Source organism: bacterium, from assembly GCA_035454885.1.
GTDB lineage: Bacteria > UBA10199 > UBA10199 > JACPAL01.
Genome location: DATIGE010000075.1, coordinates 20,054 through 32,060 on the forward strand (window position 1 = coordinate 20,054; position 12,007 = coordinate 32,060).

Below are 12,007 nucleotides of genomic sequence, written 5' to 3' on the forward strand. Positions count from 1 at the left end.
GCTATGACGGGCGTTATCTCGCGATATGATCCAGATCACATGAACGATGAGGCGCGTTCACTCTCTCGTGGCGTCGTAATATTCTTCCTGGTCGAACTTCCAGTCCTTGTTCTTGTCGAATTTCCAGACGCCGCCGTACTTTTGGTAGTAGCCGCTCGCCATCCGGAAGCGAAGGAGCTCGTCGGGATCAAGCCTGCCGTTCCCGTTGAAGTCGAACCTTTTCTCGAACTTCGTCACGGGCCGCGTCGTCCAACGCCGGATCTGGTGCGCGACGATCCTCCGGCTGGTCGAATTGGGATTGGCGGCCTCCTCGTAGAGGACCGGCGTGCTGGTCACGCAGCCCGCCAGAAGAGAGGTCAGGAGAACCGAAAGAAAGAGCTTATTTGACAAGGACGACCCCCGCGACGATCAGGACCGCGCCGGCCAGGCGTTTCCAGCTGAACGGCTCGCCGAGAAAGGTCACGGACAGGACCATGGTCACGAGAGGCGCGGCCGCCAGGATGGGAAAGACCCGCGAGGCGAGGTCGTTCTTGAGGATGGAGAAGTAGACGCCCACGAACGTCGTGGCGAGGACGGCGGGAATGAGAATCAGGCCGAGCGTCCTTCCGGATACCTGAAAGAGAGGTTTGACGTTTCCCGCAACGAGGCAGGCGCTCATCAGGAGGACGGAGATGAAGACGCTGCGGATCGTAAAAACGGTCAGGGGCGCCGCATCCCGAAGGCTCGCCTTCTCAAAAATCGCCGCGGCTCCCGCCAGGACGGCGACCAAAATGGAGAGAAGGAAATTCCGTAGAGCCAAGAGTCCGCCTTGCCGTCCTTTGGATCACATCTTGGGAGAAAATTCCACAGCGAAGGCGGGCTCTTCCTCCCTGCGGTGCCGCGACTCCGCCGCCCAGAGCGATAGGGCGAAGAAAAGGGAGAGAACGGAAGCCCCGAGCCACAAGGCCTTCACCTGCGAGAAATCGGAGATTCCTCCGGAGACCGCCCGGCCCGCTTCGATCATCCGGCCGCTCAAGAAATCCTGCAAGGCCGCCCCCAGGTAACTGAATCCCCCGATGAATCCCAGGGCCGCGCCGCTGGCCCGCTTCGAGCACAAATCCATGGCGGCCAGCCCCCCCAAGAAAACCAGCTGCCCGCCCACCGCGAAACCGGCGGCCGCCATGCCCACAGAGACCAGCCAGGGACGCGTCGAAGGGGCATACAGCAGGACCCAAAGGGAGACGATCAGCAACAGGCCGTAGCCGCAGGCGGCGGGGGCGCGGCGGGCCTGGAAGAAGCGGTCGGAAATGGGTCCCGCGAGGACGGTGCCGGCCACGCCCACAATGGAAAAGAGCGAGACGACGAAGCCCGCCTCCGGCAGCGAATAGCCCCTTTCGATCTGCAGATAGAGGACGCCCCAGCTGTTGATGGCGTAGCGGGCGACATAGAGGAGCGCGCTCGCCAGCCCGATGAGCCAAACGTAGGGGTTCCTCAGGACCTCGAGCTGAAGATGGGCGACCGGCCGGTCGTCGCCGTTCCGGCGTCCGGTGAAGTCGCCCTTGTATTCCGCGACCGGCGGCAGCCCGAGGCTCGACGGACGGTCGGCCATGGTCTTGTAGAGGATCGCCGCGACGGCGAGACAGACCAGCCCCGGCCCGAAGAATCCCGCCCTCCAGCCCAAGGCCCCCACCAGAAAGGCCGTGGCCGTGAACGTCATCCCCTCCCCCAGATTGTGGGCGACGCTCCAAATCGAATAGCGGGTCCCCCGCTCCCCGTTGGAGAACCACGACGAAAGAACGACGCCCGAAACCGGAACCCCCACCGACTGGAACCAGCCGTTCACGGCCCAAAGGACGAGAAAGACGGCGAACGTCCCCGAGAGTCCGAACAGGAGATTGGCGGCGGCGGACACGAAGAGTCCCGTCGCAAAGAGGCGCCGGGGATTGGAGTGGTCGGCGAAAAAACCGTTGAGCGTCTTGCCGATCCCGTAGGCGACGAGGAGGGCCGAGCCGATGACCCCCATTTGGGCGGCGTCCAAGAGCCCCGCGTCGAGCAGCGGCTTCTTGACGACGGAGAAGGAGAGCCGCGTCGTGTAGAAGAAGGCGTAGCCGAGGGTGATGGAGAGAAAGACCCGCCAGCGCATCCGCTTGTAGAGGGCGGCGGATTCTCTTGGATCGGAGATTCGCGGCCGGGCTGGATCCGGTTTGAAGAAGTGAAAAAGAATGTGGAGCTGAGGGGGATCGAACCCCTGACCTCGTCGTTGCGAACGACGCGCTCTCCCAGCTGAGCTACAGCCCCGATCTACCCGCATTGCGACCAGTTGAAGCGGCGGATTGACGGCAAGGGTAAAACAAGGGATCAGAAGACATCAATAACAAAGTAACCCCAAGAGGTGACCGATGAACCGATCCAACGCCGCACTCCTCAACTGGGCCACTCTCGGATGGGCGGTCCTCACGCCCTTGACGGGCGTCTTCGCATCCCGTCTGCCGGCCCTCTTTCACCCCGTCTGGGCCCTCGTGACGATCCCTCTCCTGGTCGCCCTTCAGGCGTCGCGGATCGGGAGAAACCAGGGTTTGGATAAACGGGCCTCCAAGATCGACACATCCCGGCGCTACATCATCATCCTCCTGCTCGTCTTCTCCTTTTTTACCGGATTGGGCGTCCAGATGGGATTCTTCTCCCTGCTCTTCCATCAAGTCATCGTCTGGCCGATGGTGGTTTACATGGGGGTGGATTGCGTGAGAACCGCGGCGGGCTAGGGCGCGTTTTTTTTCTGTCCGATCCGGTCGATCTTTCTTTCCAGTTCGGGGATCTTCCGCGCCAGGTAAAACAAGTACGCGACCGGCAGGATCCAGAAAATCGCATATCCGACGAAAAGATAACGAGAGGTATCCATCTTATCTCCCTTCTTGGTCCCTGACGCTCAGAAGCTCGCTCTTATGCTCCAATCCCAAGAGGCGGGCCCTCACCCAGTAGACTGATATGAACAAGAGCAGGACCGCGAGGTTCGTTACGAGCAGGGTTATTTTCATCTCCACCGGCATGTTCTCCTTCTTCCCCAGGACGGATGGGTGAACCCCCCGCCACAAACGGACCGAAAGGGAGATCAGCGGCAGATCGAGGAGACCGAAGAGGGTCACGACGGCGGCATAGACAGGCCCCCGGGGATCCCCCTCGAAAAAGCGCCGCAGGAGGAGACAGGCGAAAAAAATGAGCCAGATCAGAAGGGTCGTCGTCAGGCGGGGATCCCACGTCCACCACGTGCCCCAAATGGGCTTGGCCCAGACCGGGCCGCTCGCCAGCACCATCGTGCAAAACAGGAGTCCGACGGACGCCCCGGCGTGGGAGAGACGATCGAACCGCGACTTGCGCTTGATCAAATAAAGGAGGGCGAAAAGTCCCGCCAGGCTGAATCCGCAGTACATCGCGAACGCGCACGACACGTGAAAATAGAAGAGCTTCTGGACGAGACCCTGATTCACCTCCTCCGGCGAGTAAACGAAGATCAAGTAGTAGGCCGCCGTCAACAGGAGAAAGGCCGCGGCCGGAAGGACCGGGAACAGCGCCGAGGATAGTTTCTTCATACCTTCAGTGGCTCTCCAACAGAACGTCGAACACCGTCAATGATAAGACGACGTAGATCAGGTCAAAGGCGAGTAATAGATAGATCCAGGACAAATTCAAGAAGACTTTCATGCCGGAGGGATCGTATTCTAGGCTTTTCACCACGCCGATGACGAGCGGCGACAGGATGGGATAGGCTATGACCGGGAGCATGAGGTCCTTGCTCGTCTCTCCCAAAACCATCCCTGAGAACGTGGTCCCGATCGCCGAAAATCCGATCGCTCCCAGGACGAAGGGAACCCAGGCGGCCCGGAGGTAGAGCAAGGGATCCGGGACGTTGAACAAGGCGACCACCACGATGAACATCAGCAGCTCCAGTACGATCATGAAGACGATGTTGAACAGGAGCTTGCTCAAGTAGAGGGGCAGGAACACCCCCTTCACCAGGCGAATCCCGTCCAGGGCCTTGCCCCGCATGTCCGCCTCGAACGTGCGGCTCATGCGCAGCATCCCGCCGAAGAGGGATCCCAGCCAGATGAAGGGGCACGCGTAAGGCACGGGGGACCGCCCCTCCAGATCGATGCCGAACTGAAAAATGATGACGACGAGGAGGGTGAAAAAAACGATCGAAATGAACGCCGCGGCGCGCCGGCCGAGCAGGAGCGCGTCCTTCCCGAACAGGAGCGCGAATTGCCGGCGGAACGGGGCGCTCATTGTCTCAGCTTTCCGCCTTCCAGATACAGGACGCGATCGAAGAGCTCCGAACCCCTTTCGATGAGATGATTGGAGATGAGGACGTGGGCCCCCTCCCCCCTCAGACGGGCGATGACCTTCACCAGATGGTCGTAGGAGATCTGATCCAAGGCCCCGAAGGGCTCGTCCAGGAAGTAGAAAGTGGCCGGCATCAGGAAGGTCCGGGCGAGCGCCGTCCTCATTTTCTGACCGAGGGACAGTTGACGGACCGGGGTGTCGAGCAACGACTCCAGGAGAAAATCCTGCTCCGCCCTTTCGAGTCTCGCCCCGTCCGCCTGATAGAGCCTTTGATAGAAGGAAAGGTTTTCCCGCACGGTCAGGTCGTCGTAGAGATAACAATCGGGCGTGAAGAGGCTGAAATCGGCCTTGGGATCGCGAAGCCGGATCGTCCCCGAGCGGGGCCTCAGAAGTCCGCACAGGACCTTCATCAACGTCGTCTTCCCGGACCCGTTCGCGCCCCTCAAGACCGCGATCTCCCCCCGGTGGAGGGTCAAATCGAGATCGTTGAGGATGCGCCGGTAGCCGTAACTCTGGGAGAGGCCGCGGGCCTCGAGAAGGACCTCGCCTTCCGGAAGGGAGTCGGCCACTCAGTCCCTCCGCTCCGGTTGGACCAGGTGATAGAGCCCGGCCAAGGCGACGATGCCGGAGAGCACGAGGGCGATTTTTTGATACGGATACTCCCAGTAGGAGCCGACCGAGAAGGCGCCTTCCGCGGACGCCGGGGGGGGAGAAGAGGCGCGCATCAGGTCGCTGGGGCCCTGGGGAAGTGCCTCCGCCTCGGCCTCAGCGGGCTCCTCCTGCGGCGGTTTGACGTCGGTCACCCAATAGGGCGAACCCTCTCCGACCGATAATTCGATCTTCCTCTCCTTTTCGCCCTCCTTGAGCCCCAGGTCCGTCATTTCATAGAGCTTCCCGTTCCACATCGTTCCGATCAAGTAGGAAAAGGAGGGATCCATGAAGATGTTCTTGAATTGGAAGCGCCCCTGTTCGTCGGTCTTCTTGTTCAACATCAGCACGCGCTGGCCGTTCTGAAAAACGACGATCGCAACCGTCTGTCCCGGCACCGGGGCCTTCTTTCCGCCGCCCTTCATCTCCACGAGCGTTCCGTCGAAAACCCCCATCTGCATCCCCTGAAACTGCGGCATCTGGGCCATGGGCGGCATTCCCTCCGCCATCCCCCCCATGGGCTGCTGCGCCTGGGCCCCACCTTTGGGAAACGAGAGGAGGAGAAGAAGGAAACCGGCCAGGAGAGTGGTCTTCATAACGGCACCCTTTGAATTTTTCTGCCGCACCGGCTGCAAAAATTGGCTCCAGCCTCCAAGGCCGCCCCGCATTGGGAGCAGAACTTGGGGACGGCGGCCTGAGGCGTTTCGTGGGACGGCGGCCTTGTTTCCCGGGCCTGCGGAGTGGTTTCCGGCGGAGGCTGCTCCGCCTCCTGCGCCCGCTGGTCGATCTCCCTGAGGATCTTGGCGCCCTCCGCGAATGTCTCCTGAAAGAGGGTTTGATAGTCCTGATCGGAGATCTTTTTCATTTTGAGGTCCAGGTCGAACTCCTTGAGGCTCTCCAGGACCTCGGCCTTCCGGTAACGCAAGTCCTCGGCGCCCTGCGCGTTCCCCGGAGTTCCGGGCGCCTCCTTCGACAGGAGGGGGGAGAGCATCGGGGTGACCAGGAAATAGAGGACGACGAAAAAGATCAGGACCAGAAGGAAGGTCGCGAGCGTCATGACTCGAACTCCTTCAATTCCTCGGACAGTTTCCGGGCGTAGGGGTCGTCCGGCGTGACCTCCGGGGCCCGGGCCCGCGCAGCCGGGACAGCCACCCTCCTCGACCAGACCCGGATGATGAGGCCTGCAAGCGCCAGACAGGCCACGAGAACGACCCCCGGAGCGAGGTAACCCACTTTAAAAAAACCCTTCTCGGGAGGGGCCGTCAAGACCGTCATCCCGTACTGGCCGATGAAGGACTTGATGATATCGTCGTCGCTCCCTCCGGACTCCATCATCGCGAAGATCCGCGCCCTCTCCCTCTTCGCGAAATCGCACGTGCACACGCGCAGGTTCGTGCGCACACATCCGCCGCACTGGCACAGGAGCTTCTCGGTCAGATTCTTAAGCTTCTGAAACGACGGGTCGTCCGGGGAACGGTTCTGGAAGGGATCGACCGCGTTCTGCTCCTCGCTGCTCACGTGCATTCCCGCCGGCGGCTCCACTTGCGCCTTGACCGGCAGGGGCAGGCCGATCAGCGAAATCAGGATCAGGGGGGCCAGGGCCTCCGCCGGCTTGATGCGTGTGAAGCGCGGCAGGAGAACGACCACCGTCCCCAGCAGAATGACGAGCCCCCCGAGCCAGACGAAGCTGATCAGCGGATTGAGGATCACGCGAATGTCCGCGACCCCCGTCGTCTCGTCGATATTGCCCAGGACGAGGTACACGTCCTTGAACGGCGCGTGGTACATATCGACCTCGGTGGTGGGCTGATTGGTGGTCTTGTAGAAGTACCGGGCCGGATACAGATCGGCCAGCTTCTTCCCGTCCCTCGCCAGCTCCACCTTGGCCACCAGATCCATCTTGTGCTCTGAATCGGCGATCCGGGGTTCCCGATACGTCAGGTGATATCCCGCGAAATCAAAACTCGCCCCCGGCTTGACCGAAAAGTCGGCCTCTGTCTGAAAGACGGTTCCGGCGATCCCCATGAAAATAAACAGGACGCCGACGTGAACGATGTAGCCGCCGTAGCGGCGGTTCGCGTGAAGGATCAGGTCGAAAAACGCCGCCATCCAGGGCAGATTCTTCTGACGACGGATGACCCGCGTGCCCCGGAAGAATTCCAGAAAGAGCGTGCCGAGGACGAAGCCCGTCAGGACCACGGTGCCCAGGGCGTACCAGTGCCGGAGCCCAAGGACCATCGAAAGCGCCGCGGCGACCGCTCCGAAGATCAGCGGTCCCAGCAGGTTGTTCCTGAGGTTCCTCATCGTGGAGCGCTTCCAGGAAATCATCGGCCCCACGCCCATCAGCAGCAAGAGCGTGAGCGCAACCGGCCCCATGATCTTGTTGAAGAACGGGGGGCCGACGGAAATCCGGTCACCGGTGACCGCCTCCGAAAGCGTCGGGAACAGGGTGCCCCAAAGCACCGTAAAGGCCGCCACCAGGAGAACCACATTGTTGATCAAGAACGCGCTCTCCTTCGAAATATAGGACTGGAGGGTGTTCTGGCCCTTGAGCTCCGGAAGCCTCGTGACGATGAGCCCAACGCAAAAGAGGAGGGTCGAACCGAGGAACAGGAGAAAATAGGGCCCCAGTTTCGAGCCGGAGAACGCGTGCACCGATTGAACCACTCCGCTCCGCGTCAGATAGGTGCCGACGATGGTCATGAGGTAGGTCAGGACGATCAGCACAACGTTCCAGACCATGAGCATACCCCGCTTCTTTTGGATCATCACGGAGTGCAGGTAGGCCGTGGCGACGAGCCACGGCATGAGGGCCGCATTCTCGACGGGGTCCCAAGCCCAAAACCCTCCCCAACCGAGCTCCACGTAAGCCCAGGCGCCTCCCAGGATCAGCCCGACCGTGAGGAACAGCCAGGACACCAGGATCCAGCGCCGCGTGGCCTCGATCCACACGGCATCCAGCTTTCGCGTCACGAGTGCCGCAATCACGAACGCGAAGGGGACCGAAAAGCCGGTGAACCCCAGGTAGAGCGACGGCGGATGCACGACCATGGCGATGTTCTGCAGCAGGGGGTTCAACCCCTTGCCGTCCTGGGGGGCCGGCACGAGGGGCACGAAGGGGTTGTTGGCGAAGAGGATCAGCGTCAGGAAGAAGAAGACGATGCCCATCAGCGTCGCGTTGATCCAGGGCATCCATTCCGGATGTTTGTCGCGGTTCTGCCGGAGGACGACCACCCCGTACAAACTGACCAGCCAAGTCCAGAAGAGAATGGATCCATCCAATCCGGCCCAAAGCCCCGTCAGCTTGAAGAAAAAGGGCAGGCTCCGGCTCGAATAGCTGGCCACGTAAAGAATGCCGAAATCGTCCGAGAGAAAGCCCCACACGAGGGTCAGGACGGCGGCCGTGATCAGAAAGAACGCGATCCAGGTCGCCCGCTGTCCGGCGACGACCAACCCCCTCATCCGCCTCCTCGCCCCCGCGAGGTAGATCAAGAGGGAAAAGAGGGTGACCGGATAAGCGAGGGCCAACAGGTGCGAACCGAAGAAGGAAAGCGAACTATTCATATCGTTCGTGATTAGCGGCGCGTCCCGTCGATCTTCGCCTCATACTTGGAGGAGCATTTCGCCAAAATGTCCGTCGCCGCGAAGCTCCCGTCGGGGTTCATCCGGCCCGTCACCACCACTTCGGAGCCTTCCTTGAAGGTATCGGGGGCGAATCCGGTGAACGCCACGGGGATGGAGGCGCCGCCTTCGTCGACGCGGAAGCGGTAGGACATCTTTCCGGCCCCTTCGATTTTTTCGATCTGAGAGGCATGGCCCGCCACCTTCAGGCTGCTCTTCTCGTACTTCGCCTCGTTCGCCCTCAGCTCGCTGACGGTCACATAATACTGGAGGGACGAACGGAACGTCGTCGACAAGACCAAGACGATGAAACCCGAGACGAGAAACAGAATGAACCCCAGCAGGTACCGGAGCTTTTTGCTCATGTCACTACTTCAACCCTCCGCCGGTCCCCGTGTCAAGCGGAGACCGGGGCATTTCTCCTGCCGCTACCGAAGCGTCGCCTGGGGAAAATCGGTCTGATAGGTCGGCGGCGTTGAACCCCAGACGTGCGCCGCTCCCGTTTTGTCGATGCCCAGAAGGGACTCGATCGCGGCATACGTCCCTTGGAGGACCTGGATCGCATAGGCCGCGTTGTGAATGCCGAGGCTCCCGTCTCGGACCACGGAGTTGTAGTTCCAAACGGCGCGGCGAAGCACCGGATCCGCCTCGACAAAATTACACTGCTGGTAGTCGTCCCGGGTCTTTCCAACGGGCATCGTGCTAAAGCAGGAGTAGGGCTTGGGAGAGGTCGGTTCGCAGGCGTTTGCGACGCTCGTCGTGAAGCTCGAACAGCTCCCCGCCCAGGCGATGTCGCCGACGGTTATGAAGCCGCCCCCGCCCTCCGTCGTTCCGGCGGAGGCGTTCAGAGGAGTCGCCGCCTGATTGACGTTGTCCGTGTCGGCCGCCTTGATCAGATTGGAGAGATTCAGGAGGAGTCCTTTGACCTCGTCCTGGATCCCCTCCACCGCGCCGTCCCCGTCATAGTCGTCCTGCGCCTCGAGGTTGAATTCGGTGAGGCCATCGCCGTGGCAGACCTGGCATGCGCTCAGAAGCTCCACTGTCCCGGCGGCCTCCGTCGTGCCTCCCACGGAGACCTCGTCTTCCGGCACGCCGTGCAAATGCCCGAGCCCATGACCGGTCCGGAGCTTGAGCGCATGGCCTCCCAGGTGCTGGTACCCCTCCTCATCGGGCGAGGGGCCCTGCGCCATATGGCAAGTCACGCACTTGTTGTTCTCGGCCGGAAGGTTCGGGTCGGCGGCGACACCGGCCAAGGTGAAGGATGGGTCCGCATGGAAGGAGTTTTCGGTCAACGCGAGATCCGGCGTTCCGTCCGCATCGAGATCGGCGATCGCCTGCTTCCCTTCCAGCATCGGGGCCTGCGGCACATAGTGCATGCCCCCCCTCCAATACTGCGACGCCGTCTGATCCACGGTGCTGCAGATCGCTTCCGCGACGCCGTCGTTGTCCGCATCGCAATTCTTCGCCTGATTGGCGTAGTTGCCGTCGTGGCAGGCATAGCAGACCGCCGCCTTTCCGGCGTTCACCGTCGACCCGTCGATCGCCATCGTCACATCGCCGTAAAGGCGGAGCTGAAAAGGATTGGTGGCATCGTGGGGATCGTGGCAGGCGACGCACGTGACGCCGGGAAAGACCCCCGGATCATCCGTCACGGGCTTCAATCCGGCGAATCCATCGCTGAGAAAATTGTCGAATCCCTTGGCGGTGTGGCAGCGGGTGCATCCCGAGCTGGTCGCCGTCCCCGGCCAGGAGGACTGATAGCTGCCGCTCCCGTGCTCCACGCCAGCCGTGTTATGTAGGGAGTTCTGCCACTGCTCTTCTTGGATATGGCACTGGCCGCAGACGCCGTACTGGGAAAAGGAGAAGGAGATCCGGAGCGGATCGCCTTGGTGTTCGCTGCCCGGCCCATGACAGTTCTCGCACTGGACATTCGAGAGCCTCGCCACCGAGGGGAAATTCTGAACAAAGGCGTCCCAGGTCAGGCCGTCGGCCGGAAATTCAAACCCGATGCGGCCCGTCAGCGGGTCGACGAAATCCCGCGCGAGATCGTCAAACCCAAAGGCAGCGTCGTCCTTGTTGTAACCGACCGTGTGAAAGGGCCAGAGATACGGCTCGGGAGCGAGCCACGAGTAGAGATCCATCGCATCCTGAAAGACGTGGGAGTGCTTGGTGCCGCTCCAGCCCGCGACCATGTCTCCGAAAAATTCCGGGGCGGATCGATCGGTTCCGTCATGACACGAGGCGCACTGAGTGGCCTGAGGCGAATCCTCCGAGATCGTTCCGACTCCGACATAGTCGGCCGCGTTGATCACGAGGGTGCCCGGCACCTTGACCGTCTTGATCGCCGTGGAACCCGCATTTCCCGTCGTGCTGTCAAAATGGACAAAGTAGATGCCGGGCACGTCGGGGACGAAGCTCGGGGTCTGTGCGTTCGAAGCGGTCGTGCCGGTATCCGCAAAGGTCGCGCCCGATCCCGGCGCCTGACTCAGGTCCAACGACCAACTCCAGTCCGTGATCGCGCTCCCCTCGTGCCTGGTGGGATCCGATGCGCTCGCGCCGGCCGCATTGAGGGTGGGACCGGAGAGATAGACCGTGGTTCCGATTCCAACGTTCGACAACCCGCTCGTCGTATGGATCTCCTTGCCGGCGTCCCGCACGAAGACCTCGATGGTCCCGGCGCCCGCGACTCCGTTCGCGTCCGTGATCGTCAGCTTGAAGATCATCTTCGTATCGTTTCGAGAGACGCGAAGGGGCTGCCATTTGTATCGGTCCGTGGCGTTCAGGAAATCGCCGAGTTGGGGCGCGACGAATTCCAACGTCTCACCCGTCGTCGATCCCACGACCGTCGCTCCCGGACCGGATACCTGCTCCCACTTGTACGTCAAGTCGCCCGCGCCCGCGATGACGCTCGTCGCCCCGGAAAGCGTGGCCCCCGAGGCCCCCAGGTCGACGACGTATTCCGTGACCCCGAAGCGCTCCCGCGTGGTGATCGTCGAACCCTCCGGCACGGTGATCGAGACAAGGGAGCTGGTCGCGGTGATCGTGACCGAGTCGGTCGCGGCGCCGTTATTGATCGAAAGCTCAACGGCGTAGTCGCCCCCCACATCGGGGGTGAAAACGGGCTCAAGGGTCTTGGCATCGGATAGGGACGCGGTCGATCCTGCAGGCGCGGAGATCAGGGTCCACGTGGCGGACGTGACTCCGGTACTCGCCGAACCATCCAGCGTCACCGGGGCGTTCAGAAGCACCGTCCGATCGGCACCGGCGTTCGCCACGACCGTGCCCGCGGTCTCCGTGGCGCAACCGCCTGCGGCTAGACCTGCAACAACACCGGGCAGCCAGGCGCCAAACAGGGAGGCCGCTACGAAGCAAGAAAAGAGGAATCGCGGTACGCCCGTCACATGCCCCCCACTTCGGGGCC

13 protein-coding genes and 1 tRNA gene are annotated in these 12,007 nt (G+C 61.9%); 1 reads left to right on the forward strand and 13 read right to left on the reverse strand.

Annotated features, from left to right (window positions below; genetic code table 11):
* Nucleotides 1-57: 57 nt before the first annotated feature.
* The 4 genes from VLJ37_12390 to VLJ37_12405 form a co-directional block, all read right to left on the reverse strand.
* A complete protein-coding gene (locus tag VLJ37_12390; GenBank protein ID HSA60470.1) occupies nucleotides 58-390 on the reverse strand; it encodes a hypothetical protein in 333 nt (110 codons plus the stop codon).
* Nucleotides 380-799, reverse strand: coding sequence for an EamA family transporter (locus VLJ37_12395; protein HSA60471.1), 420 nt, complete (start codon nucleotides 797-799; stop codon nucleotides 380-382). Before VLJ37_12395 ends, VLJ37_12390 begins: the two co-directional genes overlap by 11 nt.
* A 24-nt stretch (nucleotides 800-823) precedes the next feature.
* Complete coding sequence (locus VLJ37_12400) at nucleotides 824-2,122, reverse strand: MFS transporter (GenBank protein ID HSA60472.1); 1,299 nt, start codon at nucleotides 2,120-2,122, stop codon at nucleotides 824-826.
* Nucleotides 2,123-2,204: 82 nt separating this feature from the next.
* A tRNA-Ala gene (locus tag VLJ37_12405) sits at nucleotides 2,205-2,277 on the reverse strand.
* Between the two features lie 101 nt (nucleotides 2,278-2,378).
* Here VLJ37_12405 and VLJ37_12410 point away from each other — a divergent pair.
* Complete coding sequence (locus VLJ37_12410) at nucleotides 2,379-2,741, forward strand: hypothetical protein (GenBank protein ID HSA60473.1); 363 nt, start codon at nucleotides 2,379-2,381, stop codon at nucleotides 2,739-2,741.
* On the opposite strand, the gene VLJ37_12415 is transcribed toward VLJ37_12410, so the two are convergent.
* From VLJ37_12415 to VLJ37_12455, 9 genes are all read right to left on the reverse strand, one after another.
* Nucleotides 2,738-2,878: a CcmD family protein gene (locus tag VLJ37_12415; GenBank protein ID HSA60474.1), complete on the reverse strand. Its 141-nt coding sequence runs from the start codon at nucleotides 2,876-2,878 to the stop codon at nucleotides 2,738-2,740. The genes VLJ37_12410 and VLJ37_12415 overlap by 4 nt on opposite strands.
* A 1-nt stretch (nucleotide 2,879) precedes the next feature.
* The gene (gene ccsA / locus VLJ37_12420) at nucleotides 2,880-3,566 is read right to left on the reverse strand and encodes a cytochrome c biogenesis protein CcsA (GenBank protein HSA60475.1); all 687 of its coding nucleotides are present in this window, start codon (nucleotides 3,564-3,566) and stop codon (nucleotides 2,880-2,882) included.
* 4 nt (nucleotides 3,567-3,570) lie between these two features.
* Nucleotides 3,571-4,260, reverse strand: coding sequence for a heme exporter protein CcmB (locus VLJ37_12425; GenBank protein HSA60476.1), 690 nt, complete (start codon nucleotides 4,258-4,260; stop codon nucleotides 3,571-3,573).
* Nucleotides 4,257-4,886: an ABC transporter ATP-binding protein gene (locus VLJ37_12430; GenBank protein ID HSA60477.1), complete on the reverse strand. Its 630-nt coding sequence runs from the start codon at nucleotides 4,884-4,886 to the stop codon at nucleotides 4,257-4,259. The genes VLJ37_12425 and VLJ37_12430 overlap by 4 nt, the downstream gene beginning before the upstream one ends.
* Nucleotides 4,887-5,561, reverse strand: a complete 675-nt coding sequence (locus tag VLJ37_12435; protein HSA60478.1) for a hypothetical protein — start codon at nucleotides 5,559-5,561, stop codon at nucleotides 4,887-4,889.
* The gene (locus VLJ37_12440; GenBank protein ID HSA60479.1) at nucleotides 5,558-6,022 is read right to left on the reverse strand and encodes a zinc ribbon domain-containing protein; all 465 of its coding nucleotides are present in this window, start codon (nucleotides 6,020-6,022) and stop codon (nucleotides 5,558-5,560) included. The genes VLJ37_12435 and VLJ37_12440 overlap by 4 nt, the downstream gene beginning before the upstream one ends.
* On the reverse strand, nucleotides 6,019-8,529 hold the full coding sequence (locus tag VLJ37_12445) for a cytochrome c-type biogenesis CcmF C-terminal domain-containing protein (protein HSA60480.1): 2,511 nt from the start codon (nucleotides 8,527-8,529) through the stop codon (nucleotides 6,019-6,021). The genes VLJ37_12440 and VLJ37_12445 overlap by 4 nt, the downstream gene beginning before the upstream one ends.
* A gap of 11 nt (nucleotides 8,530-8,540) precedes the next feature.
* The gene (locus tag VLJ37_12450; protein HSA60481.1) at nucleotides 8,541-8,951 is read right to left on the reverse strand and encodes a cytochrome c maturation protein CcmE; all 411 of its coding nucleotides are present in this window, start codon (nucleotides 8,949-8,951) and stop codon (nucleotides 8,541-8,543) included.
* Between the two features lie 63 nt (nucleotides 8,952-9,014).
* Complete coding sequence (locus tag VLJ37_12455) at nucleotides 9,015-11,987, reverse strand: cytochrome c3 family protein (protein ID HSA60482.1); 2,973 nt, start codon at nucleotides 11,985-11,987, stop codon at nucleotides 9,015-9,017.
* Nucleotides 11,988-12,007 lie beyond the last annotated feature (20 nt).

What these genes read in the sequence shown, in the direction of transcription:
- VLJ37_12415 (HSA60474.1), bottom strand. Translation starts at nt 2,878, where the DNA reads ATGGATACCTCTCGTTATCTTTTCGTCGGATATGCGATTTTCTGGATC.
- VLJ37_12400 (HSA60472.1), bottom strand. Translation starts at nt 2,122, where the DNA reads ATGCGCTGGCGGGTCTTTCTCTCCATCACCCTCGGCTACGCCTTCTTC.
- VLJ37_12440 (HSA60479.1), bottom strand. Translation starts at nt 6,022, where the DNA reads ATGACGCTCGCGACCTTCCTTCTGGTCCTGATCTTTTTCGTCGTCCTC.
- ccsA (HSA60475.1), bottom strand. Translation starts at nt 3,566, where the DNA reads ATGAAGAAACTATCCTCGGCGCTGTTCCCGGTCCTTCCGGCCGCGGCC.
- VLJ37_12425 (HSA60476.1), bottom strand. Translation starts at nt 4,260, where the DNA reads ATGAGCGCCCCGTTCCGCCGGCAATTCGCGCTCCTGTTCGGGAAGGAC.
- VLJ37_12450 (HSA60481.1), bottom strand. Translation starts at nt 8,951, where the DNA reads ATGAGCAAAAAGCTCCGGTACCTGCTGGGGTTCATTCTGTTTCTCGTC.
- VLJ37_12435 (HSA60478.1), bottom strand. Translation starts at nt 5,561, where the DNA reads ATGAAGACCACTCTCCTGGCCGGTTTCCTTCTTCTCCTCCTCTCGTTT.
- VLJ37_12410 (HSA60473.1), top strand. Translation starts at nt 2,379, where the DNA reads ATGAACCGATCCAACGCCGCACTCCTCAACTGGGCCACTCTCGGATGG.
- VLJ37_12445 (HSA60480.1), bottom strand. Translation starts at nt 8,529, where the DNA reads ATGAATAGTTCGCTTTCCTTCTTCGGTTCGCACCTGTTGGCCCTCGCT.